Genomic DNA, 22,877 nt, shown 5'->3' with positions numbered 1-22,877 from the left:
ACGCTCGATGTCGGATGCCGAAAGTAGACTCGAAGGCATGGCATCCGACTCCTTCGTCCACCTGCACGTGCACAGCGAGTACTCGATGCTCGACGGGGCGGCGAAGATCGCGGCGATGACGCAGGCGGCGGCAGATTACGACATGCCGGCCATCGCCGTGACCGATCACGGCAACACCTTCGCGGCGTTCGAGTTCTACAAGGCGGCGAACGCCGCGGGCGTCAAGCCGATCATCGGTCTCGAGGCCTATGTGACTCCCGGCACGCATCGCAGCGACAAGACGCGTGTGCAATGGGGCTCCCCGGATCAGAAGAGCGACGATGTCTCCGGCTCCGGTGCCTACACCCACATGACGATGTGGAGCGAGAGCACGCAGGGGATGCACAACCTGTTCCGTCTCAGCTCGCTGTCGAGCATGGAGGGCTACTACTTCAAGCCCCGCATGGACCGGGAGCTCCTGCAGACATACGGCAAGGGCCTGATCGCCACCACAGGATGCCCCTCGGGTGAGATCCAGACGCGACTGCGCCTCGGCCAGTACGACGCCGCACGTGCGGCGGCCGCCGAGTTCCAGGACCTGTTCGGCAAGGAGAACTACTTCGCCGAGATCATGGATCACGGTCTCTCCATCGAGCGCAGGGTCATGACCGATCTGATCCGGCTCGCCAAGGATCTGAACATCCCGCTCGTCGGCACCAACGACTCGCACTACACGCACCAGCACGAGGCCGATGCCCATGAGGCGCTGCTGTGCGTGCAGTCCGGTTCGACGCTCGACGATCCCAACCGGTTCAAGTTCGACGGCGACGGGTACTACATCAAGACCGCCGCAGAGATGCGTCAGCTGTTCCGCGACCACCCCGAGGCCTGCGACAACACGCTGCTCATCGCCGAGCGGTGCGAGGTCGAATTCAACACGGCGGCCAACTACATGCCGCGCTTCCCCGTGCCGGACGGCGAGACGGAGGACAGCTGGCTCATCAAGGAGGTCGAAGCGGGCCTCCACTACCGATACCCGAGCGGCATCCCCGACAAGGTGCGCAAGCAGGCCGAGTACGAGACCGGCATCATCCTGCAGATGGGGTTCCCCGGCTACTTCCTCGTCGTCGCCGACTTCATCAACTGGGCGAAGGACAACGGAATCCGCGTCGGTCCGGGCCGTGGCTCGGGCGCCGGGTCGATGGTCGCCTATGCCATGAAGATCACCGACCTCGACCCGCTCGAGCACGGTCTCATCTTCGAGCGCTTCCTCAACCCCGACCGCGTCTCGATGCCCGACTTCGACGTCGACTTCGATGACCGTCGCCGCGGCGAGGTCATCGACTACGTGACGAGGAAGTACGGCTCCGAGCGCGTCGCTCAGATCGTCACCTACGGCACGATCAAGTCGAAGCAGGCTCTGAAGGATGCGGGGCGTGTGCTGGGATTCCCGTTCAGCATGGGCGAGCGGCTGACGAAGGCGATGCCGCCGCCCGTCATGGGCAAGGACATGCCTCTCGACGGCATGTTCGACTCGGCGCACCCCCGCTACAAGGAGGCGAGCGAGTTCCGTGCGCTCATCGAGACCGATCCCGAGGCGAAGACGGTCTTCGACCGCGCCCTCGGTCTCGAAGGTCTGAAGCGCCAGTGGGGCGTGCACGCCGCCGGTGTGATCATGTCGTCCGAGCCCCTGCTCGACATCATCCCGATCATGCGCCGCGAGCAGGACGGCCAGATCGTCACCCAGTTCGACTACCCGTCCTGCGAGTCGCTCGGGCTGATCAAGATGGACTTCCTGGGGCTCCGCAACCTCACGATCATCTCGGACGCTCTCGACAACATCCGCACCAACCGCGGGGAGGAGCTCGACCTCGAACACCTCGCCCTGGATGACCGCGGCGCCTACGAGCTGCTCGGTCGCGGCGAATCGCTCGGCGTCTTCCAGCTCGACGGCGGGCCGATGCGATCGCTGATGCGCCTGATGCGTCCGGACAACTTCGGCGATATCTCCGCCCTCATCGCGCTGTACCGCCCGGGTCCGATGGGTGCGAACTCGCACACGAACTATGCGCTGCGCAAGAACGGCCAGCAGCCGATCACACCGATCCACCCGGAGTTCACCGAATCGCTCGCCGACATCCTCGACGAGTCCTACGGCCTGATCATCTACCAGGAGCAGGTGATGGCCATCGCCCAGCGCGTGGCCGGGTTCTCGCTCGGCCAGGCCGACATCCTGCGCCGAGCGATGGGCAAGAAGAAGAAGTCCGAGCTCGACAAGCAGTTCGAGGGCTTCCAAGCCGGCATGCACGCGAACGGGTACTCCGACGGTGCCGTCAACGCGATCTGGGAGATCCTCCTCCCGTTCTCGGACTACGCCTTCAACAAAGCGCACTCGGCGGCATACGGGGTCGTCTCATACTGGACCGCCTACCTCAAGGCGCACTATCCCGCCGAGTACATGGCCGCGCTGCTCACCAGCGTCGGCGACTCGAAAGACAAGATGGCGCTCTATCTCAATGAGTGCCGTCGAATGGGCATCAAGGTGCTCCCGCCCGATGTCTCAGAGTCGATCAAGTACTTCGCCGCTGTCGGCGACGACATCCGATTCGGGCTCGGTGCCGTCCGCAACGTCGGCAGCAACGTGGTCGAGGGCATCATCGCGGCCCGCAAGGATGAGCGATTCTCCTCGTTCCATCACTTCCTCGAGAAGGTCCCGCTGCACGTCTCGAACAAGCGCACGGTCGAGTCTCTGATCAAGGCCGGCGCGTTCGACTCGATGGGCGACTCGCGCCGCGCGCTGCTCGAAGTCCACGAGGATGCCGTCGAGGCGGCTGTGGATCGCAAGCGGAACGAAGCACAGGGTGCGATCGGCTTCGACTTCGACAGTCTGTACGACGGAATGGAAGAGGCGCCGCCTGCCAAGGTGCCCGCCCGCCCCGAATGGATCAAGAAGGACAAGCTCGCTTTCGAGCGCGAGATGCTCGGGCTCTACGTGTCGGACCACCCCCTGGCCGGGCTCGAGGTGCCGCTGGCGAAGCACGCGTCGATCTCGATCCACAACCTCATCAACTCGGAGGACATGCAGGACGGTGAGCAGGTCACCGTCGCCGGTCTCGTCACGAGCGTGCAGCATCGCGTCGCGAAGGCCAGTGGCAATCCGTACGGAATGATCACCGTCGAGGACTTCAACGGCGAGGTGACGGTCATGTTCATGGGCAAGACGTACACCGAGTTCCAGCACATCCTGCAGCAGGACTCGATCCTCGCCGTGCGCGGCCGGGTGTCGAAGCGCGATGACGGACTCAACCTGCATGCGCAGTCGGCGTTCGCGCCGGATGTCGGTTCCTTCGACGCCGCGGGTCCGCTCTCGCTCGTGCTCGCCGAGCAGAGGGCGACGGAGCGGGTGATGCACGAGCTCGCCGACGTGCTGCGCCGTCACAACGGGGACACCGAGGTCGTGCTGCGGGTGCACCGCGGCGGCACGGCGAAGGTCTTCGACGTGCCGATGCCGGTCAAGGTCTCGGCCGATCTGTTCGGAGATCTCAAATCGCTGCTCGGGCCGACCTGCCTGGGCTGAGCACCAGCGGACGCTGCCGCTCGATGGGTCCTCACGGACGCACCGGGTAGTATCGGGACGCGTTCGGGTGCACGACGACTAAGGCTCTGCACCGTGGCGAAAGGACCCTCCCCATGAGCACGGAATCACCCTTCCTGAACAGTGACGACTCAGCTGCAGACCGGTCGTCGGCGTCAGACGAGTCACCTCTCGACGAGGACTTCTCCGATGACGACGGCGTCCTCTATGACGATGAGGTGACGCCGGAGTACGGCATCCTCGGATTCACCCTGCGGGAGCTGCTCATCGTCGGCGTGTGGCTGATCGCCTTCATCGCGTCGTTCTTCCCGTACGTCGGGGACTCGTCCATCTGGGGTGCCGGAATCCAGTGGGTCCTCCCGATCGGCGTGCCGACGGTCGCCGTGTTCCTGCTGGTCCTCCGCCGTTTCTCACCCGACGGCATCCGCCGGGTCGGCTCGCTGGGGATCGACCAGTTCGCTTCCGTGGCGTTCTCCGTCTCAGCGGTCTTCTGGCTCGGCGCACTCTGGAACGCCGTCGCGTTCGCGATCGAGTTCAGTGTCTTCGGGCTGCCCTGGAACGGCGTCGTTCAGCTGCTCGCAGCGCTCGCGCTCGTCGTCCTCACGGTCTTCGCTCCGCTGGTGCCCGGCCTCAAGGAAGACTTCCAGGGCCGACTCGTCACGCTCGCGCACCGCAACGCCAATCCGGTCCGACCGGTCATCGCGCGTCCCCGCCCCGAGCCTGCCGCCCCGGGCGCCGACGCTCCCGTCGCCGTCGAGGCCGATGCTTCGGCCGACACGGACCTGCGACCTGCGTCGTACGCATCGCCCGCCTCGTCGAGCGATGTCGCTCCTGAGGCCCACACCGCCGCGACGGATGCCGCGCCGACGGCCTACGGGACGGACGCCGCGCCGACGGCCTACGTGACGGACGCCTGCGGGACGGACGCCGCGCCGACGGCCTACGGGACGGACGCCGCACCGACGGCCTACGCGACGGACGCTGCCCCGACCGCCTACACGACACCCTCGGCGGAGGGGATCGACGTCGAACTGTCCCGTGAGCAAGCGACCGATGAGGTCGCCCGTCTCGATGTCGCCGAGCAGGTGCCGCTGTCCTCCCACGCGTCGGGCGGGGGGACCGGGACCGAGGAGACGACCTCCGATGAGGAGTACACCCCGGCGTACTCGCGCCGGTCGCGCGGCCAGGAACCCGAGATCGTGTCCGACACCGGAAGCATCGAGTCGCTTCTCGGTGCGACCGCGCGCGATGTCTCGTCGCCCGAGACGACCGCGTTCCCCGCCGTCGAACACGACTCGGACTTCGCCGCGACGAGCCCTCAGGACGCCTACTCGACCCCGCAGCCCTTCTGGATCCTCGCGCCGACCGAGCGGGACGTGCATGACGAACGCGGCGAGGTCATCTTCCGAATCGGACCGAATGCGTGGGCGCTCGTCATCGAGGACCGCGGTGGCGCCTATGTCATCCGACACGACGACGGTCGCATCGGCTACCTGCACGACATCTCAGACATCACGAAGGGCTGATCTTGCGCACGATCGATCTGCGAGGGCGCACGCTCTCGCCGGCTGACATGCTCGCGGCCGTGCCGCGAGCCACCCAGGCACGGGCCGAGGCTCTCGACACCGCCACGCGCATCGTCGAGGACGTGCGCGAGCGCGGCGAAGAGGCGCTGCGCGAGCAGGCTGAACGCTTCGATCGTGTCACGGGTCATGAGATCCGCGTGCCCGCGCAGCACATCGCCGATGCTCTCGAGACCCTCGCGCCTGGTGTCCGCGATGCCCTCGACGAGGCGATTCGCCGGGTGCGCATCGCCTCCGAAGCCCAGGTTCCCGAACGTCGGATCACCCGGATCGGCGCCGGCGCGACGATCACCCAACGCTGGCAGCCTGTGCACCGCGCGGGCGTGTACATCCCCGGCGGCAAGGCGGTGTATCCCTCCAGCGTCATCATGAACGTCGTCCCCGCCCAGGTCGCGGGCGTCGAGCAGATCGCGCTCGCTTCACCGCCCCAGGCGGATCAGGGAGGTCGCGTCCACCCCACGATCCTCGCCGCGGCAGGCCTCCTCGGCATCACGGAGGTGTACGCCATCGGCGGCGCCGGCGCCATCGGTTCCTTCGCGCACGGCGTCGCCGGCATCGGACTCGACCCGGTCGACGTGCTGTCAGGACCCGGCAACAACTACGTCGCCTCCGCCAAGCGGGCAGTGGCCGGGGTCGTCGGCACGGACTCCGAGGCGGGGGCCACAGAGATCCTCGTCGTCGCAGATGCCGCCGCCGACCCGCGTCTCATCGCCGCCGACCTCGTCAGTCAGGCCGAGCACGACGAGCAGGCTTCGGCCGTCCTCGTCACCGACTCGCCTCAGCTCGCCGATCGTGTCGCCGAAGAGGTGGCGCGGCAGGCCGGCGCGACCCGTCACGCGACCCGGGTGGCCGCAGCTCTCGACGGACCGCAGTCCGCGATCGTGCTCGTCGACGACCGTGCCATGGCCACGGCGTTCAGCAATGCGTACGCTCCCGAGCACCTCGAACTTCACCTCGAGGATGCCGAGGACGCCGCCGACAGCTTCACGAGCGCAGGTGCGGTGTTCGTCGGCGACCACACGCCGGTGAGTCTGGGCGACTACATGGCGGGCAGCAACCACGTTCTGCCGACCGGGGGACAGGCGCGCTATGCGCCGGGACTCGGCGCCTACACGTTCCTTCGTCCGCAGCAGGTGATCTCCTACGATCGGGCCGCCCTGGCCGAGGTCCGTGAGGGGGTCGTCGCCCTCGCCGAGACCGAAGTGCTCCCCGCGCACGGCGAGGCGATCGAGGCGCGTTTCACCGCGTAGGATCGGTCAGATGCACTGCCCCTTCTGCCGTCACTCGGACTCTCGCGTCATCGATTCCCGCACCAGCGACGACGGTCTCTCGATCAGGCGCCGTCGTCAGTGCCCTGAGTGCGGCGGGCGTTTCACGACCACCGAGACGGCCAGCCTCAACGTCATCAAGCGTTCGGGCGTCATGGAGCCGTTCAGTCGCGAGAAGGTGATCTCCGGCGTGCGCAAGGCGTGTCAGGGGCGCCCCGTGACCGAGGCCGATCTGGCGGTCCTCGCTCAGCGTGTCGAGGAGGCCGTGCGGCAGACAGGTGTCTCGCAGCTCGATACGAACGAGATCGGCTTGGCCATCCTCGGACCCCTCCGCGACCTCGATGAGGTCGCATACCTGCGGTTCGCGAGCGTGTATCAGGCTTTCGATTCGCTCGAGGATTTCGAGAGCGCGATCACGGATCTGCGCGCCGACCACGTCAAGCCGGAGCCTGCCGACCGGTAATCTGGCAGTGATGTATCCGCTGCTCTTTCGCGCTGTCCTGTCGCGCTTCGACCCCGAGTTCGCCCACCACGCCGGTATGGCGGTGATCCGCGTGCTCGGAGTGCCTCCGCTCTCCTGGGCGACGCGGGCACTGACGAAGCCGGACCCGTCGCTGCGGGTGGACGCACTCGGCCTGAGCTTCTCCTCGCCCTTCGGCATCGCCGCCGGGTTCGACAAGAACGCGATCGGCGTCCGCGGTCTTGCAGCGCTCGGCTTCGGCCACGTCGAGGTCGGCACCGTCACCGCGATCCCGCAGGAGGGCAACCCGAAGCCCCGACTGTTCCGGCTGATCGCCGATCGTGCGGTCATCAACCGCATGGGATTCAACAACGAGGGCGCGGATGCCGCGGCCCGGCGCCTCGCGCGGTTGCGTCGCGGCGCCCCTGACACGGTCATCGGAGTCAACATCGGCAAGAGCCGTGTCGTCGACGTCGAGGACGCCACTGCCGACTACGTCGCTTCGGCGACGCGGCTGGCCCCGCTGGCCGACTATCTGGCCGTCAACGTCTCGTCCCCGAACACCCCGGGTCTTCGGGGACTGCAGGCGGTGGAGACGCTGGCTCCGCTGCTCCGGGCGGTGCGCGCGGCATCCGGAAAGACCCCGCTGCTCGTCAAGATCGCCCCCGATCTGGCTGACGACGAGATCGCCGCGATCGCGAAGCTCGCCGTCGACGAGGGCCTCGCCGGCATCATCGCGCACAACACCACGATCAGCAGGGATGGACTCACGACGGACGCGGCGACGGTCGCGGCCATCGGAGCGGGCGGCCTCTCCGGCGCGCCCCTCAAGGAGCGCTCGCTTCAGGTGCTGCGTCTGGTTCGCTCGACCGTGCCCGCAGAGTTCTGCGTCATCGCCGTCGGGGGAGTGGAGACGCCCGCGGACGTTCAGGAGCGACTCGAAGCGGGCGCGACGCTCGTGCAGGGCTACACGGCGTTCCTGTACCGCGGTCCGTTCTGGGGACGCGAGATCAACCGGGGCCTCGTCGCACGCTGAGAAGCTGCGCGTACGAACAAGAGAGGCGCCTCGTGCTCATAGAGCACGAGGCGCCTCTCTCGATGATTCAGGGGATCAGGCGGGGCGGTCGCCGCGCTTGACCTGCGGCTTGGGCAGACGCATGAACCGCATCTGCAGCGACCGCATCGCGGCGTACCAGCCGAGACCGCGCTCCATGCGGTCCTTGCCGAACTTCGCGGCGACCTTGCGCTTGACGCGCATCCCCAGCAGGATCATGCCGCCGATCGCGAGGATCAGGTACGCCATCATGACCAGGTACGCCCAGCCGGCGATCGCGAAGCCGCCGATGGCGAGGTTGGCCGGAAGGAGCGAGATGAGGATGACGAGCACCATGACGCCCATCACGAACTCGGCGGGGTGCCATCCGGCGTCCACGTAGTCGCGGACCCAGCGGCGCTGCGGGCCCTTGTCGCGAGCCGGGAGGTACTTCTCCTCGCCGGCCGCCAGACCGGCCTGCGCGCGGTTGCGTCGCTCGCTGAGCTCGGCGCGCGCTGCGGCCTTGGCCTCCTTGGTGTTCGCGACCAGAGGACGGCGGCGGGCCGCTTCCTGCTCGGCCCGGGTCGGCGTCGCGCGTCCCTTGCCCGACGCGGTCGTCTCGGCGGCGTCGTCGTTCGTCGAAGGGGGGACAGGGGTAGTGGCCACGAGGTTCCTCGGTTCAGTGAAGGCGGATCACCTTAAGATTACTCGCATGACATCTCCTGCCCAGCCCGGCGACCAGAATCTGTCCAGCGAACGCGAGCCGGCCGTCCTCGAGGCCGCAGCCACAGGGTTCCCGGCCGCGCTGAGCGACCTGGGCGCACTCGTCCGCATCCCCGGCATGGCCTGGCCTGCGTTCGACCAGACGCAGCTCGAACGCAGCTCGGAGGCGGTCGCCGCGCTCGCGACGGCGACGGGGGTCTTCGACGACGTGCGAGTGCTGCGCGCCGCGATCCCCGGCACCGACGAGCACGGGCAGCCTGCCGTGCTCGCGACGCGTGCTGCGCGCAACGGCAAGCCGACGATCCTGCTCTACGCGCACCACGACGTGCAGCCTCCAGGAGACGACGCGCTGTGGGAGACGCCGCCGTTCGAACCAACGGTGCGCGACGGACGCCTGTACGGGCGCGGAGCCGCCGATGACAAAGCGGGCATCATGGCGCACATCGCCGCGATCCGCGCTGTGGCCGAGGTCGTCGGAGACGAACTCGAGCTCGGGATCGCGATGTTCATCGAGGGGGAGGAGGAGTACGGATCGCGCTCCTTCGCTCAGTTCCTCGCGGACAACAAGGAAGCGCTCCGGGCGGATGCGATCGTGGTCGCCGACTCTGGCAACTGGGATTCGGTCACCCCCGGCCTCACCGTCTCGCTCCGTGGCAATGCGCGCTTCACCGTGCGCGTGCGCACCCTCGACCACGCGTCCCACTCGGGCATGTTCGGCGGAGCGGTTCCGGACGCCATGATGGCCACGGTGAGGATGCTCGCCACGCTCTGGAACGAGGACGGCTCCGTCGCCGTCGAGGGGATGACCGAGCGCGACGCGCCGACGCCGGAGTACACCGAGGACACGCTCCGCGATGAAGCGGGTCTTCTTCCTGGCACGTCTCCGGTCGGCGGCGGCAGCATTCTCAGCCGGATCGGGAACAAGCCGGCGGTCACGGTCATCGGGATCGATGCGACGAGCGTCGCCGCGGCGTCGAACACCCTCCTTCCCGAGGTGACGGTGGTCGTGAGCGCGCGCGTCGCGCCAGGTCAGACGGGGGAGGAGGCGTATGCCGCCCTCGAGGCGCATCTGCGCGCGAACGCGCCGTTCGGTGCGGAGCTGACCTTCACCGACGTCGACCTGGGAAACGGCTTCCTCGTCGACACCAGCGGCTGGGCGGTCGCCCTCACCCGCGATGCGATGCGCGACGGGTACGGTGTGCCGCCGGTCGACCTCGGCGTCGGCGGTTCGATCCCGTTCATCGCTGATCTGGTGCGGGAGTTCCCCGACGCGCAGATTCTCGTTACCGGCGTCGAGGACCCGCACTCGCGTGCCCACAGCCCGAATGAATCGCTGCACCTCGACACGTTCCGCCATGCGGTCGCGACCGAGGCTCTGCTGCTCTCGCGCATGAACGACATCATCATCTGAGCCGCATCCGCGAGCCTGAGGGTAAAATCGAGATATCAGCCGTGCGAGCGCGGCCCGTCACAAGGAGCGACATGAGCGACACCACACTGACTTCGGCAGAGACCACCCAGGCGCACGGCGTGAAGCTGACCGATGCCGCGGCCACGAAGGTCAAGAACCTTCTCGAGCAGGAGGGCCGGGATGACCTGCGTCTGCGCGTAGCCGTTCAGCCCGGCGGATGCTCCGGCCTGATCTACCAGCTGTACTTCGACGAGCGATTCCTCGAGGGCGACGAGACCGTCGACTTCGACGGCGTCGAGGTCATCATCGACAACATGAGCGTCCCGTACCTCGACGGCGCCTCCATCGACTTCAAGGACACGATCTCGGAGCAGGGCTTCACGATCGACAACCCCAACGCCGCAGGCAGCTGCGCCTGCGGAGACAGCTTCCACTGATCCGAACCCCTCCGCCAACCTGCGTGGTTGGCATGAATCAGGTGTGAGGTTGCCCTAGACTTGGGTGTGCCCTGTCCGCAATCTGAAAGGTGCATCGTGCCCTCGAAACGCCGCCTTCGTTGGGCCGCTCTCCCCCTGGGAGTAGCGGCAGCCGTGGCCCTGGCGGGATGTACTGCCACTGAGCTGAACGGTTACCTCCCGGGCTTCGTGGAGGGTGAGCCTGCGGCCACCAACCAGACCGAGCGCGTCTCGTCGCTCTGGGTCAACTCCTGGATCGTCCTCCTCGCCGTCGGCGTGATCACCTGGGGCCTGATGGCCTGGGCCGCGATCGCCTACCGTCGCCGGAAGGGTCAGACAGGTCTGCCCGTGCAGATGCGGTACAACATGCCGATCGAGATCTTCTACACGGTCGTGCCGCTGATCCTCGTGCTGGGCATGTTCTTCTTCACCGCGCGTGACCAGTCGGCGATCGAGACGAAGTGGGACGAACCCGACGTCGAGATCACGGCCATCGCCAAGCAGTGGGCGTGGGACTTCCAGTACGACGGTGAAGAAGAGGACAACTCCGACGCCGTCTGGACGATGGGAATCCAGGCCCAGCCGGACGCGGACGGCACCATCGATCAGGCGCAGCTCCCGACGCTGGTGCTGCCGGTCGACCAGAAGGTCACGATCAACCTGCAGTCCCGCGATGTCATCCACTCGTTCTGGATCATCGACTTCCTGTACAAGAAGGACATGTACATCGGGAAGGACAACTCCTGGTCCTTCATCCCGACCCGAGTCGGCGAGTACGCCGGCAAGTGCGCCGAGCTCTGCGGCGAGTACCACTCGATGATGCTCTTCAACGTCAAGGTCGTCGAGCAGGACGAGTACGACGCCTACCTCCAGACTCTCGAGGAGGAAGGCAACACGGGAGACATCACGGACGCGTACGACCGTCTGTCGAACTACCCGGGGACCACCGCCCCGACCTCCGAGGAAGGAGAGGAGTAAGCCATGTCGACCACTGAAGCCCCCCGCACCGACGAGGCCCCTCGCTCTCGACCCACCACCCTGCCCGCACGTCAGGCTGCTCTCATGAGCTCGTCGCGTGTCGAGCAGAAGGGCAACATCGTCGTCAAGTGGATCACCTCCACCGACCACAAGACGATCGGGTACATGTACCTCATCGCCTCGGTGCTGTTCTTCCTCCTCGGCGGCGTGATGGCACTCGTCATCCGTGCAGAGCTCTTCGCTCCGGGAATGCAGATCATCCCGACCAAGGAGCAGTACAACCAGCTCTTCACGATGCACGGCACGATCATGCTGCTGATGTTCGCGACACCGCTGTTCGCCGGCTTCGCCAACGCGATCCTGCCGCTGCAGCTCGGCGCCCCGGACGTCGCCTTCCCGCGTCTGAACGCGTTCGCGTTCTGGCTGTTCCTCTTCGGCTCGACGATCGCCGTCGCCGGCTTCCTCACCCCGCAGGGTGCGGCCTCGTTCGGATGGTTCGCCTATCAGCCGCTCGCCAGTGCGTCCTTCTCTCCGGGTGCCGGTGGAAACCTCTGGATGCTGGGTCTCGGCATCTCGGGCTTCGGAACCATCCTCGGCGCCGTGAACTTCATCACCACGGTGATCACGATGCGCGCACCGGGTATGACGATGTGGCGCATGCCGATCTTCTCGTGGAACACGCTCATCACGAGCCTCCTCATCCTGATGGCCTTCCCGGTGCTCGCCGCCGCGATCTTCGCCGCAGGTGCGGACCGCGTGCTCGGCGCTCACATCTACGACCCGGCCAACGGCGGTGTCCTGCTCTGGCAGCACCTGTTCTGGTTCTTCGGTCACCCTGAGGTCTACATCATCGCTCTGCCGTTCTTCGGCATCGTCTCCGAGATCTTCCCGGTCTTCAGCCGCAAGCCGATCTTCGGATACAAGACGCTCGTGTACGCGACGATCGCGATCGCCGCACTGTCCGTCGCCGTGTGGGCTCACCACATGTACGTGACCGGCTCTGTGCTGCTGCCGTTCTTCGCCCTCATGACGATGCTCATCGCAGTGCCGACGGGTGTGAAGATCTTCAACTGGATCGGCACGCTGTGGCGTGGATCGGTGACCTTCGAGACCCCGATGGTGTTCGCACTCGGCTTCCTGGTGTCGTTCGTCTTCGGTGGCCTGACCGGTGTCATCCTCGCGGCTCCGCCGCTGGACTTCCACCTGTCCGACTCGTACTTCGTGGTCGCGCACTTCCACTACGTCGTCTTCGGCACCGTCGTGTTCGCCATGTTCGCCGGGTTCTACTTCTGGTGGCCGAAGTGGACCGGACGCATGCTCAACGAGCGCCTGGGCTACGTGCACTTCTGGATGCTGTTCATCGGCTTCCACATGACGTTCCTCATCCAGCACTGGCTGGGCGTCGACGGCATGGTGCGTCGCTACGCCGACTACTCGCCGGAAGACGGATGGACGTGGGGCAACCAGGTCTCGACGATCGGCGCGATCATCCTCGGTGCCTCGATGCTGCCCTTCTTCCTGAACGTGTGGATCACGGCTCGCAAGGCTCCGAAGGTCACGGTGAACGACCCGTGGGGCTACGGCGCTTCGCTCGAGTGGGCGACGTCCTGCCCGCCGCCGCGTCACAACTTCACGTCGATCCCGCGTATCCGCAGTGAGCGTCCCGCGTTCGACCTGAACCATCCCGAGGCTGCGGAGTTCACGCCCGCTGCGCCCGGCGAGCGAGAGGGCCACTGAGCCATGCGCGACAATGTCATCCTCTGGTGGGTCCTGACCGCCTTCTTCGCCCTGGTCGGCGTCGTCTACACCGGCTGGCACATCCTCGCCACGCCGTCGGACAACTTCGCCGCGCGGATCGAATGGGTCGGCACCGTGGCGCTGTTCTTCGCCGCGTTCATGGGCGCGATGATCGCGTTCTACCTCGACCGCACGCACAAGGCTCAGAACGGCGAATTGCCTGAGGACATCCTCACGAGCGACATCGACGACGGAGACCCCGAGCTCGGCGAGTTCAGCCCCTGGTCCTGGTGGCCGATCGTCCTCGCGGGTTCCGCTGCCGTCTTCGTCGTGGGACTGGCCGTCGGACACTTCCTGCTTCCGATCGGCCTGGCGATCTTCGTCGTCGCGATCGTCGGCTGGGTCTACGAGTACTACCGCGGGAACTTCGCCCGCTGATCTGCATGCAGAAAGCCCCTGGGATCTCCATCCCAGGGGCTTTCTGCATGTCCTGTCGCTACGCGCGGCTGCGGACACGGGCGATGCCCGTCAGCGGGTCGACAGGCCGACGGTGGACGCCGTCGGCGTCCTCCACGGGATAGCCCTCCCTGACCCAATACTCGAACCCGCCGATCATCTCGCGAACGGCGTAGCCGAGCTTCGCGAACTCCAGAGCGCCCTTCGCGCCGGCGTTGCACCCCGGGCTCCAGCAGTAGACGACGACGGCGGCGTCGAGGGGGATCTCGGCAGGAGCGCGGCTCGCGATCTCGCTGTAGTGCATCTGTGTCGCTCCAGCGACGCGTCCCTGCGCCCACGCTTCCTCTGAGCGGACATCGATGATGACGATGTCGTCTTCGGAGCGGAGAGCGGCATACACATCGCTCGCATCGGTCTCGTAGGCGAGCTTGGCGGCGTAGTAGTCAGCGCGATCGATCATGCGCTCAGCCTAGGCAACGGCGCGAGGTCCCGCCGTCATCATCCGGACGGCGGCGCACTGGAATCCGCCAATGTGGACTGCAGGCTCAGAGCTCCACTGTCATCTGGACGCGGCGTCCGTATCGGTCGAGGCCAAGGGAGGCCTCGGTCTCCACCAGGCCGCGCTGGAACGGCGTCTCCGGGATGCTCTCGAGGAACCCGCACGACGCGTAGAAGGGCGCGTTCCACGGGATCTCGGCATAGGTCCGCAAGGTCATGCGCGTGTAGCCGCGATCCCGCGCCTCATCGAGTGCAGCGCTCACAAGGCGGCGTCCGAATCCCTGTCGTCCCACGGTGGGGAGGACAGACAGCTGTTCGAGGTGCGCATGACCGTCGGAGTCCAGGACATGGACGAAACCCACAGGGGAGGAGCCCTCTGACTCTTCCAGAACGAGAACGAATCCCGGCTCGGCGAGGCGTTCGGCACCGTTCGCAGCGGGAGGCCATACTGGCGCCCCCAGACTGTCGATCAGGAGAGCGTCAGCCTGGGCCTCGATGGCGGTCAGGAGCTCCGCATCCTCGGACGTGGCGGGCCTGATCGCAGCGCTCATCGGTTCGTCTCCGCGATCGCAGCGACCGCTTCGATCTCCACCAGCTGGTCGTCGTACCCCAGCACGGTGACGCCCATGAGGGTGCTCGGTACGTCGTGCTCCGCGAAGGCCTCGTGAACGACGTTCCATGCCGTGACCAGATCAGCCTGAGACGACGACGCCACGAGGACCCGCGTGCTGATGACGTCGGCGATCGTGGCGCCACTGGCGCGCAGCGCGAGATCGAGGGTCTCCAGGCAACGTGACGCTTGCGCGGCGTAGTCGCCGGGGGCCGTGGTGGTTCCGTCGTCCTCGAGCGGGTAGGCGCCCGCGAGGAAGATGAGTCGGGAGCCCGCCGGAGCAGTGGCGGCGTAGGCATAGGGGGCGGCAGCGAGATCGGCGGATCGGATGAGTTGGACTGCTGAGCTCATGGCACGATCCTTCCACGTTCACTTGAGAGCCTCCCGGACATGAAGAAGGCCCTGTCCGGAACGGACAGGGCCTTCTTGCGGGGAAGCGGCGATGTTACTCGTCGTCCTCGGACTTCTTCCTGCGAGGCTTCTTCACCGGCTCGGTCGCGATGACCGTGCTGGGAGTGTTCGCTGTCTCGTCGACGTGCGTCTCGCTGACGGTGATCGGAGCGTCGGGGACGCCCGCGCGCTCGTGGGCGCCCTGGATCTCGGCCGCCTCGGTCTCATCGTTCTGAGCCGTGACGTGGTGCTGGTGAGCGTCCGCAGCTTCGATCTCCGCCTGCGTGAGCGGCGCGAGCCGGTCCTCGAAGAACCACCGTGAGATGGAAGAACGGAGGTTCTCCGTCCACGAGATTCGTCCCTTCGCGTTCGGACGCACGACCAGAGGCTCGTAGTTGTCCACATCGATGAGCTTCCAGCGGTCGTACGTGTCGACCGGCTGGTGCACCTCGATGAACTCGCCGCCGGGAAGGCGGACGATGCGTCCGGACTCGAAACCGTGCAGCACGATCTCGCGGTCCTTCTTCTGCAGCGCGAGGGCGATCCGCTTGGCGATGAAGTAGCCGAGGACCGGTCCGACGAACAGCAGCGCCTGGAGCGCGTGGATCACGCCCTCCATGGTCAGCATGAAGTGCGTCGCGATGAGGTCGGAGGATGCTGCAGCCCACAGGACGGCGTAGAAGATCACGCCGGCGACGCCGATCGCGGTGCGGGTCGCCGCGTTGCGCGGGCGCTGAGCGATGTGGTGCTCGCGCTTGTCTCCCGTGATCCACGCCTCGATGAAGGGGTAGATCGCGACGAGCACGATGAAGAGCCCGAGGACGACCAGCGGCAGCAGGATCCCGAACGACCAGGTGCGATCGAGGAAGACCACGTCGAGGTTGGACGGAGCGAGGCGCAGGGCGCCGTCCGCGAATCCGATGTACCAGTCAGGCTGAGTACCGGCGGAGACGGGGGAGGGGTCGTACGGGCCGTAGTTCCAGATCGGGTTGATCTGGAAGAACGTCGCGATCAGCACGATCGTGCCGAAGACGATGAACAGGTAGCCGCCCATCTTCGACATGTACACCGGCATCATCGGGTAGCCGACGACGTTGTCGTTCGTGCGGCCGGGGCCGGCGAACTGCGTGTGCTTGTTGACGATCATCAGCATGAGGTGCACGGCGATGAGGCCGATCACCAGCAACGGCAGAAGCAGGATGTGCAGCGTGTACAGGCGTCCGACGATGTCCGTACCCGGGAACTCGCCGCCGAAGAGGAGGAACGAGGTCCAGGTGCCGATCAGCGGGATGCCCTTGATCATGCCGTCGATGATGCGGAGGCCGTTGCCCGAGAGCAGGTCGTCGGGAAGCGAGTATCCGGTGAAGCCCTCGGCCATCGCCAGGACGAACAGCACGAAGCCGATCACCCAGTTGAGCTCGCGGGGCTTGCGGAATGCGCCGGTGAAGAACACGCGCAGCATGTGCACGCCGATTCCCGCGACGAAGACGAGTGCGGCCCAGTGGTGGATCTGGCGAACCAGGAGACCACCGCGGAGGTCGAACGAGATGTGCAGCGACGACTCGAGTGCCGCCGACATCTCGATGCCGCGCATCGGAGCATAGGCGCCCGTGTAGTGCGTCTCGACCATGGAGGCCTGGAAGAAGAACGTCAGGAAGGTTCCGGACAAGAACACGACCACGAAGCTCCACAGCGCGATCTCGCCGAGCATGAACGACCAGTGGTCGGGGAAGATCTTGCGGCCGAGCTCCTTGACGAAGCCGGAGATGCTGGTGCGCTCATCGATGTAGTTCGACGCGGCGCCGACGAATCGGCCGCCGAGAGGCGCCTTGTTGTCCTTGTCCTCTTTGGACAGCGTTGCGGTGCTCAATGGCGCTCCCAGAAGCTCGGGCCGACGGGCTCGGTGAAGTCACTGCGTGCGACGAGGTAGCCCTCGTCGTCGACGGTGATGGGCAGCTGCGGCAGCGGACGCGCGGCAGGTCCGAAGATGACCTTGGCGTGATCCGTGACGTCGAACTGCGACTGGTGGCAGGGGCAGAGGAGGTGGTGCGTCTGCTGCTCGTAGAGTGCCACCGGGCATCCGACGTGCGTGCAGACCTTCGAGTACGCGACGATGCCGTCGTACGACCAGTCCTTGCGGTCTTCGGCCTCGATGAGCTGCTCGGGGCGCAGGCGCATCATCAGCACGATGGCCTTGGCCTTCTCCTCGAGGTAGCCGTCGTGGTGGCTGAGCTCTGCGAGATCCTCGGGGATCACGTGGAATGCGGATCCGAGGGTCACATCCGCTGCGCGGATCGGTGTGCCGTCGGGGTCGCGCACGAGACGCTGGCCCTTCTCCCACATGGTGTGCTTCAGCAGCGTGACCGGATCGCCCGCGGTGGGGTCGTCGGGTGTGCTGTGCGGAGCGAGACCGCGGAAGAGCGTGACACCGGGGATGATCGAGGCCACGATCGCCGCGAACAGCGAGTTGCGTATCATCGTGCGTCGTCCGAAACCGGACTCCTCGTTGGCCGTGGCGAACGCCTCGACGACGGCCTCTCGCGTCGAGTCCTTGCCCCGGGTGGGGTGACGGTGCTCGATGTGCTCCTTGTCGCTCATCAGCGCCTTGGACCAGTGGATCGCGCCGATGCCGATCGAGAGCAGCGCGAGTGCGATGCCCAGACCGATGAAGAGGTTGTTCTGACGGATGTCGATGAGCGCGCCGCTCTCGATGGGGAAGAGCATGTAGGCGGCGACCGCCCAGATGCTTCCTGCCAGCGAGAGATAGAACAGCGTGTAGACCGTGCGTTCTGCAGCCTTCTCAGCGCGCGGGTCCTTGTCGGTCATCCGCGCGCGGTGCGGCGGCAGCCCCGGGTTCTGCACGGGATCGCTGACTGCGACACCCAGCCCCGGAGAGGGCTGGTAGGCCCTGTCAAGAGCCTGCGAGTCGTCGTCGTGTGCCATGGTGCTCCTCGTACGTTCCTCTTCGATGAATAAGCGTCAGTTGGACTTCGCCGTGATCCACACGGTGATGGCGACGAGCGCGCCGATGCCGAAGATCCAGACGAACAGGCCCTCGGAGACGGGACCGAGCGAACCGAGCGAGAAACCGCCGATCTGCACGGACTGCTGCTGGTAGAGCAGAGCCGAGATGATGTCGCGCTTGTCTTCGTCCGACAGGTTCATGTCGCCGAAGACGGGCATGTTCTGGGGGCCGGTGACCATGGCTGCGTACATGTGCAGCGCGCTGGTCTCGGTCAGTGCGGGGGCGTACTTGCCCTCGGTGAGTGCTCCTCCGGCGGCCGCCACGTTGTGGCACATCGCGCAGTTGACGCGGAACAGCTCCGCGCCGTTGGCGACGTCGCCTTCACCGTCGAGGATGTGGTCCTCGGGGAAGGTGGGGCCGGGAGCCGACTCCTGCACGAAGGAGGAGATCGCGAGGATCTGCTCCTCGGTGAACTGCGGCTCCTTCTGCGGCGCCTGGGGCCCCTGCATCTGCAGCGGCATGCGGCCGGTCGACATCTGGAACTCGACCGCGAGCTCGCCGACGCCGTAGAGGCTCGGTCCGTTCGCCGTGCCCTGCAGATCGAGACCGTGGCAGGTGGCGCAGTTGGCCGTGAACAGCTTCTCGCCGTCCTCGACGGTGAGCGTGCTCGCCGCGGTGGTCTGGGTGTCGGTCGCAGCGAAGGCTGCGGACGTTCCGGCGTACACGGCGCCGGTGATCATGAGGCCTGCTCCGATGAGGGCTGCCGCAGCCAGGGGACTGCGACGGCCATTCGAACGGCGCTTCTTCTCTCGTGCCATCTCGTGGATCAGCTCCGCTCTTATTTCAGGAAGTAAATGACGACGAACAGCACGATCCAGACGACGTCGACGAAGTGCCAGTAGTAGGACACCACGATCGAGGAGGTCGCCTCCTTGTGCCGGAAATTCTTGACGGCGTACGCACGGCCGATGACGAGGAGGAAGGCGATCAGACCGCCGGTGACGTGCAGGGCGTGGAAGCCGGTCGTCAGGTAGAACGCGGATGCGTAGGAGTCAGCGCTGATCGGCATGCCTTCTGCGACGAGCTGCGCGTACTCCCAGACCTGCCCGGAGACGAAGATCGCGCCGAGGGCGAAGGTGAGGAAGAACCACTCGACCATGCCCCAGCCGAACAGGCGACGGCGGCCGGCGCCGTTCTTCTGTCCCTTGGCGATGCGGTACGGCTGCAGGTCCTCGGCCGCGAACACGCCCATCTGGCACGTGAACGAGGAGAGCACGAGGATCGCCGTGTTCACGAACGCGAACGGGACGTTCAGCAGTTCGGTGCGGTCGGCCCAGAGCTCGGGGGAGGTGCTGCGGAGTGTGAAGTAGATCGCGAAGAGTCCCGCGAAGAACATCACCTCGCTGCCGAGCCACACAATGGTGCCGACAGCTACCGGGTTGGGGCGCTTGATCGTTCTTGCCGCCGGGGCATACGTCGCTGAGGTCGTCACCATTCCATTATGGCCGATCTCCGGGCGTGATTCTCGCACCGGAGGCCCTCGTTTCGCCCGCGAACGACTTAGGGGACCCTAAGAAAACGCTGCGAATCCTCGGTGAATACGCGGGAAACGAGGGATGATCGACGTCCGGCGCCCGTTCCGCAAGAGTCTGCACGTTTTCCCTGCGCCGATAGGATCGCACACATGGCTGATTCCCTGACCTGGTCCGACGTGCTCACCACTCTTCTGGAGCGTCGCGACCTCAGCGTCTGGGAATCGACGTGGGCGATGCGTCAGATCATGCGGGGCGACGTCACGCAGGCGCAGCTCGCCGGTTTCCTCGTCGCCCTCCGCGCCAAGGGAGAGACGATCGATGAGATCGTCGGATTCCGTGATGCGATCCTCGAGGCGGCGGTGCCGCTGCCCGTGTCGCCCGACGTCCTCGACATCGTCGGCACCGGCGGTGATCGTGTCGGCACGGTCAACGTGTCGACCACCGCGGCGGTCATCATCGGGGCGACCGGCATCCCGGTGGTCAAGCACGGCAACCGCGCAGCCAGCTCCGCCTCCGGCTCATCCGACGTGCTGAGCGCGCTCGGGCTGGAGCTCACCCTCGATCCCGCGGCGGTGTCGTCGATCCTCGACCGCACGGGCATCACGTTCGCCTGGGCGGGCGCCTTCCACCCCGGGTTCAAGCACGCGGGCGCCGTCCGTGCCGAGCTCGGCGTCCCCACCGTCTTCAACATGCTCGGCCCCCTCTGCAACCCGGCTCGGGCCGAGGCGAACGCCGTCGGGGTGGCGCAGCTCGAGCGCGTCCCCCTCATCACGGGAGTGTTCCGGACGCGGGGCGCCACGGCCCTGGTGTTCCGCGGAGACGACGGCCTCGACGAGCTGACGACCACGGGGCACAGCCGCATCTGGGAGGTCACGCGCGGTGACATCCACGAGCACGATCTCGATCCTCGAGATCTCGGGATCCCGATCGCGGACCTCGCGGATCTGATCGGCGGAACGCCCGACCACAACGCGGCGGTGCTGCGCCGGACGCTCGAGGGGGAGACGGGCGCGGTGCGAGACATCGTGCTCCTCAACGCGGCGGCCGGGATCGTCGCCTTCGAGCTGTCCCAGGACGCGACTCAGGTACAGCGACCGATCCTCGAGCGTCTCCGCGAGGGCTACGAGCGGGCAGCCGCGGCGGTCGACGACGGTCGCGCCATAGCGAAGCTCGACGAATGGATCGGCGTCAGCCGCGAGCTGGCATCCGCATAGGAGATGTGATGGACCCGATCGCCGCCCTGCTCGAGATCGCCTCGCTGCTGGAGCGGGAACGCGCGTCGCGGTACCGGGCGAAGGCCTTCCGTCAGGCAGCTGCGACCCTGCAGCAGCTGCCTGAGGACGTGCGCTCGGATCCGACGAGGCTGCGCGCGGCGAAAGGGATCGGCGAATCGACCTTCGGAGTCATCCGACAGGCGCAGAGCGGAGAGGTTCCCGACTATCTCGTGGAGCTCCGAGGCGACGTGGAGCCCGAGCGCGTGTCGGCCCTGAGAGCGAAGCTCCGAGGGGACCTGCACGCGCACACCGACTGGTCGGACGGAACCACGCCTATCGGCGTGATGGCGTCAGCGGCGCGGGCTCTCGGTCACGAGTATCAGGCGATCACAGATCATTCCCCGCGTCTGCGGGTCGCCCGCGGACTCTCCGCGGAGCGGCTGCGCGAGCAGATGCCGCTGGTGAGGGCGGAATCGGGTGACGGGTTCACGCTGCTGGCGGGGATCGAGGTCGACATCCTCGAAGACGGCGCGCTGGATCAGGAGGACGCCCTCCTCGGGGAGCTCGACATCGTGGTCGCATCCGTCCATTCGAAGCTGCGGATGGACGCCCGGCCCATGACCGCACGGATGATCGCCGCCGTGAGCCACCCGCGCGTGAACGTGCTCGGGCATTGCACCGGACGGCTGGTGCAGGGGGACCGAGGCACTCGTCCGGAATCGCAGTTCGATGCCCGTGCCGTCTTCTCCGCATGCGCCGAGAACGGCGTCGCGGTCGAGATCAACTCCCGGCCGGAGCGTCAGGACCCGCCCGACGATCTGATCGCGATCGCCCTCGAGGCCGGCTGCCTCTTCTCGATCGACTCGGATGCGCACGCACCGGGTCAGCTCTCGCTCCTCGATCACGGTGCCGAGCGTGCCGAGAAGGCGGGGGTGCCTGCCTCCCGCATCATCACGACCTGGGGTCTCGACCGAGTGCTGGCCTGGGCGAGCTGAGTCAGGCGTCGATCGTCGCGATCGCGGCGACGGCCCTGGTCATCGAGCCGCCCAGGTTCCACCGCTCAGCCAGTGCGGTCGCAGCATCAGCCTCGGACGGGTCGAGCGGACGCAGCGGGTCGCTCGGCGAGCTGATCGGGAGGTCGGTCGCGACGGCGACGACGGTGGGGGCGACCTCGAGGTACGTCGCGGCGGCGAGCACCTTCGCCCGGACCCCGGCGCTCATCCCCTCACCCGCCTCAGCAGCCGCGCGGATGCCGGCGAGATCGCCATGGGCCTGCAGGAGCGTGGCCGCGGTCTTCTCGCCGACGCCGGCCACGCCGGGAAGTCCGTCCGATGCGTCGCCGCGCATCGTCGCGAAGTCGGCGTACTGGCTCGGCAGCACGCCGTACTTCGCGACGACCACGGCATCCGTGACGATCTCGAGATTGCTCATGCCTCGTGCGGTATAGATGACGCGCACGTTCCTCGCGTCGTCGACGAGCTGGAACAGGTCTCTATCGCCCGTGACGATGTCGACCGGCATGGTGGCGTGCGTCGCGAGCGTGCCGATCACGTCGTCCGCTTCGTGCTCCGCGACGCCGATGATCGGGATGCCGAGCAGGGCGAGAGTCTCGCGGATGAGGGGGATCTGCGCCTCGAGGGGGTCGGGGACCTCCTCGACGTCGGGCCCCGCGGGCACGACCTCGACGACACGGTGCGCCTTGTAGCTGGGGATCAGGTCGACTCGCCACTGGGGTCGCCAGTCGTCGTCCCAGCACGCGACCACATGGGTCGGCTCGTACAGCGTCACCAGCTTCGCGATGATGTCGAGGAGTCCTCGTGCGGCGTTGATCGGGGAGCCATCCGGCGCCGTGACCTTGTCGGGCACCCCGTAGAACGCACGGAAGTAGAGGCTTGCGGTGTCGAGCAGGAGAAGCTTGTCGGCGCGGGGCATGCAGACAGTCTGTCAGCGCGCCGAACGCGGATGGTATCGAGTCCGTCATATCGTC

Annotated in this window: 21 protein-coding genes; 12 read left to right on the top strand and 9 right to left on the bottom strand. The window is 66.7% G+C overall.

Annotated features, from left to right (window positions below; genetic code table 11):
• The first annotated feature begins 37 nt into the window (after positions 1-37).
• From dnaE to SOM10_RS05075, 5 genes are all read left to right on the top strand, one after another.
• Positions 38-3,556: a DNA polymerase III subunit alpha gene (dnaE, locus tag SOM10_RS05095; RefSeq protein ID WP_053096735.1), complete on the top strand. Its 3,519-nt coding sequence runs from the start codon at positions 38-40 to the stop codon at positions 3,554-3,556.
• A gap of 113 nt (positions 3,557-3,669) precedes the next feature.
• Positions 3,670-5,100: a hypothetical protein gene (locus SOM10_RS05090; RefSeq protein WP_320488743.1), complete on the top strand. Its 1,431-nt coding sequence runs from the start codon at positions 3,670-3,672 to the stop codon at positions 5,098-5,100.
• A complete protein-coding gene (gene hisD, locus SOM10_RS05085) occupies positions 5,100-6,407 on the top strand; it encodes a histidinol dehydrogenase (protein ID WP_320489763.1) in 1,308 nt (435 codons plus the stop codon). Before SOM10_RS05090 ends, hisD begins: the two co-directional genes overlap by 1 nt.
• Before the next feature lie 10 nt (positions 6,408-6,417).
• Positions 6,418-6,888, top strand: coding sequence for a transcriptional regulator NrdR (gene nrdR, locus SOM10_RS05080; protein WP_053096729.1), 471 nt, complete (start codon positions 6,418-6,420; stop codon positions 6,886-6,888).
• A 10-nt stretch (positions 6,889-6,898) separates the two neighbouring features.
• Positions 6,899-7,921, top strand: coding sequence for a quinone-dependent dihydroorotate dehydrogenase (locus SOM10_RS05075; protein ID WP_285363347.1), 1,023 nt, complete (start codon positions 6,899-6,901; stop codon positions 7,919-7,921).
• Positions 7,922-7,996: 75 nt separating this feature from the next.
• Here SOM10_RS05075 and SOM10_RS05070 read toward each other — a convergent pair whose 3' ends face one another.
• Positions 7,997-8,584: a DUF3043 domain-containing protein gene (locus SOM10_RS05070; RefSeq protein ID WP_053096724.1), complete on the bottom strand. Its 588-nt coding sequence runs from the start codon at positions 8,582-8,584 to the stop codon at positions 7,997-7,999.
• Between the two features lie 46 nt (positions 8,585-8,630).
• On the opposite strand from SOM10_RS05070, the gene SOM10_RS05065 reads away from it, so the two are divergent.
• From SOM10_RS05065 to SOM10_RS05045, 5 genes are all read left to right on the top strand, one after another.
• On the top strand, positions 8,631-10,052 hold the full coding sequence (locus SOM10_RS05065) for a dipeptidase (protein WP_320488742.1): 1,422 nt from the start codon (positions 8,631-8,633) through the stop codon (positions 10,050-10,052).
• Positions 10,053-10,123: 71 nt separating this feature from the next.
• Positions 10,124-10,489, top strand: coding sequence for an iron-sulfur cluster insertion protein ErpA (erpA, locus tag SOM10_RS05060; RefSeq protein ID WP_053096720.1), 366 nt, complete (start codon positions 10,124-10,126; stop codon positions 10,487-10,489).
• A 96-nt stretch (positions 10,490-10,585) separates the two neighbouring features.
• Positions 10,586-11,485, top strand: a complete 900-nt coding sequence (gene coxB, locus SOM10_RS05055; RefSeq protein ID WP_053096718.1) for a cytochrome c oxidase subunit II — start codon at positions 10,586-10,588, stop codon at positions 11,483-11,485.
• Positions 11,486-11,488: 3 nt separating this feature from the next.
• Entirely contained in the window at positions 11,489-13,222 is a 1,734-nt protein-coding gene (gene ctaD / locus SOM10_RS05050) for a cytochrome c oxidase subunit I (RefSeq protein WP_053096716.1), read from the top strand.
• A 3-nt stretch (positions 13,223-13,225) separates the two neighbouring features.
• A complete protein-coding gene (locus SOM10_RS05045) occupies positions 13,226-13,660 on the top strand; it encodes a cytochrome c oxidase subunit 4 (RefSeq protein WP_053096714.1) in 435 nt (144 codons plus the stop codon).
• Positions 13,661-13,718: 58 nt separating this feature from the next.
• Here SOM10_RS05045 and SOM10_RS05040 read toward each other — a convergent pair whose 3' ends face one another.
• The 7 genes from SOM10_RS05040 to SOM10_RS05010 all read right to left on the bottom strand — a co-directional run bounded on the left by SOM10_RS05040 (position 13,719) and on the right by SOM10_RS05010 (position 19,636).
• Complete coding sequence (locus SOM10_RS05040) at positions 13,719-14,138, bottom strand: rhodanese-like domain-containing protein (RefSeq protein WP_072591446.1); 420 nt, start codon at positions 14,136-14,138, stop codon at positions 13,719-13,721.
• Between the two features lie 85 nt (positions 14,139-14,223).
• The gene (locus tag SOM10_RS05035; RefSeq protein ID WP_285363345.1) at positions 14,224-14,727 is read right to left on the bottom strand and encodes a GNAT family N-acetyltransferase; all 504 of its coding nucleotides are present in this window, start codon (positions 14,725-14,727) and stop codon (positions 14,224-14,226) included.
• Positions 14,724-15,137, bottom strand: coding sequence for a RidA family protein (locus SOM10_RS05030; RefSeq protein WP_320488736.1), 414 nt, complete (start codon positions 15,135-15,137; stop codon positions 14,724-14,726). The genes SOM10_RS05035 and SOM10_RS05030 overlap by 4 nt, the downstream gene beginning before the upstream one ends.
• A gap of 94 nt (positions 15,138-15,231) precedes the next feature.
• Positions 15,232-17,046 (bottom strand): cytochrome bc complex cytochrome b subunit, encoded by a 1,815-nt coding sequence (locus tag SOM10_RS05025; RefSeq protein ID WP_320488734.1) that lies wholly within the window; start codon positions 17,044-17,046, stop codon positions 15,232-15,234.
• The gene (locus SOM10_RS05020; RefSeq protein WP_042538395.1) at positions 17,043-18,119 is read right to left on the bottom strand and encodes a ubiquinol-cytochrome c reductase iron-sulfur subunit; all 1,077 of its coding nucleotides are present in this window, start codon (positions 18,117-18,119) and stop codon (positions 17,043-17,045) included. The genes SOM10_RS05025 and SOM10_RS05020 overlap by 4 nt, the downstream gene beginning before the upstream one ends.
• Positions 18,120-18,155: 36 nt before the next feature.
• Entirely contained in the window at positions 18,156-18,959 is an 804-nt protein-coding gene (locus SOM10_RS05015) for a c-type cytochrome (protein WP_053096702.1), read from the bottom strand.
• Positions 18,960-18,979: 20 nt separating this feature from the next.
• The gene (locus SOM10_RS05010; protein WP_053096700.1) at positions 18,980-19,636 is read right to left on the bottom strand and encodes a cytochrome c oxidase subunit 3; all 657 of its coding nucleotides are present in this window, start codon (positions 19,634-19,636) and stop codon (positions 18,980-18,982) included.
• A gap of 189 nt (positions 19,637-19,825) precedes the next feature.
• Between SOM10_RS05010 and trpD the strand changes: the two genes are divergently transcribed.
• Together trpD and SOM10_RS05000 are read left to right on the top strand one after the other, a co-directional pair.
• Positions 19,826-20,890: an anthranilate phosphoribosyltransferase gene (gene trpD, locus SOM10_RS05005; RefSeq protein ID WP_053096699.1), complete on the top strand. Its 1,065-nt coding sequence runs from the start codon at positions 19,826-19,828 to the stop codon at positions 20,888-20,890.
• An 8-nt stretch (positions 20,891-20,898) separates the two neighbouring features.
• Positions 20,899-21,885 carry a PHP domain-containing protein gene (locus SOM10_RS05000; protein ID WP_320488731.1) on the top strand — a complete coding sequence of 329 codons (987 nt, stop codon included), beginning with the start codon at positions 20,899-20,901 and terminating at the stop codon, positions 21,883-21,885.
• Position 21,886: 1 nt separating this feature from the next.
• On the opposite strand, the gene SOM10_RS04995 is transcribed toward SOM10_RS05000, so the two are convergent.
• The gene (locus SOM10_RS04995) at positions 21,887-22,822 is read right to left on the bottom strand and encodes a 5'-3' exonuclease (RefSeq protein WP_320488730.1); all 936 of its coding nucleotides are present in this window, start codon (positions 22,820-22,822) and stop codon (positions 21,887-21,889) included.
• Between the last annotated feature and the right edge of the window lie 55 nt (positions 22,823-22,877).

The organism is Microbacterium sp. CFBP9023 (genome assembly GCF_034045055.1).
Lineage (GTDB): Bacteria > Actinomycetota > Actinomycetes > Actinomycetales > Microbacteriaceae > Microbacterium.
The sequence above is the reverse complement of the archived record's forward strand: the minus strand, read 5'-3'. Positions and strand labels throughout refer to the sequence as shown.

Coding starts and splice junctions, on each gene's coding strand:
- dnaE (WP_053096735.1), top strand. CDS start 38: ATGGCATCCGACTCCTTCGTCCACCTGCACGTGCACAGCGAGTACTCG.
- SOM10_RS05090 (WP_320488743.1), top strand. CDS start 3,670: ATGAGCACGGAATCACCCTTCCTGAACAGTGACGACTCAGCTGCAGAC.
- nrdR (WP_053096729.1), top strand. CDS start 6,418: ATGCACTGCCCCTTCTGCCGTCACTCGGACTCTCGCGTCATCGATTCC.
- SOM10_RS05075 (WP_285363347.1), top strand. CDS start 6,899: ATGTATCCGCTGCTCTTTCGCGCTGTCCTGTCGCGCTTCGACCCCGAG.
- SOM10_RS05065 (WP_320488742.1), top strand. CDS start 8,631: ATGACATCTCCTGCCCAGCCCGGCGACCAGAATCTGTCCAGCGAACGC.
- erpA (WP_053096720.1), top strand. CDS start 10,124: ATGAGCGACACCACACTGACTTCGGCAGAGACCACCCAGGCGCACGGC.
- ctaD (WP_053096716.1), top strand. CDS start 11,489: ATGTCGACCACTGAAGCCCCCCGCACCGACGAGGCCCCTCGCTCTCGA.
- SOM10_RS05045 (WP_053096714.1), top strand. CDS start 13,226: ATGCGCGACAATGTCATCCTCTGGTGGGTCCTGACCGCCTTCTTCGCC.
- SOM10_RS05040 (WP_072591446.1), bottom strand. CDS start 14,138: ATGATCGATCGCGCTGACTACTACGCCGCCAAGCTCGCCTACGAGACC.
- SOM10_RS05035 (WP_285363345.1), bottom strand. CDS start 14,727: ATGAGCGCTGCGATCAGGCCCGCCACGTCCGAGGATGCGGAGCTCCTG.
- SOM10_RS05030 (WP_320488736.1), bottom strand. CDS start 15,137: ATGAGCTCAGCAGTCCAACTCATCCGATCCGCCGATCTCGCTGCCGCC.
- SOM10_RS05020 (WP_042538395.1), bottom strand. CDS start 18,119: ATGGCACACGACGACGACTCGCAGGCTCTTGACAGGGCCTACCAGCCC.
- SOM10_RS05015 (WP_053096702.1), bottom strand. CDS start 18,959: ATGGCACGAGAGAAGAAGCGCCGTTCGAATGGCCGTCGCAGTCCCCTG.
- SOM10_RS05010 (WP_053096700.1), bottom strand. CDS start 19,636: ATGGTGACGACCTCAGCGACGTATGCCCCGGCGGCAAGAACGATCAAG.
- trpD (WP_053096699.1), top strand. CDS start 19,826: ATGGCTGATTCCCTGACCTGGTCCGACGTGCTCACCACTCTTCTGGAG.
- SOM10_RS05000 (WP_320488731.1), top strand. CDS start 20,899: ATGGACCCGATCGCCGCCCTGCTCGAGATCGCCTCGCTGCTGGAGCGG.
- SOM10_RS04995 (WP_320488730.1), bottom strand. CDS start 22,822: ATGCCCCGCGCCGACAAGCTTCTCCTGCTCGACACCGCAAGCCTCTAC.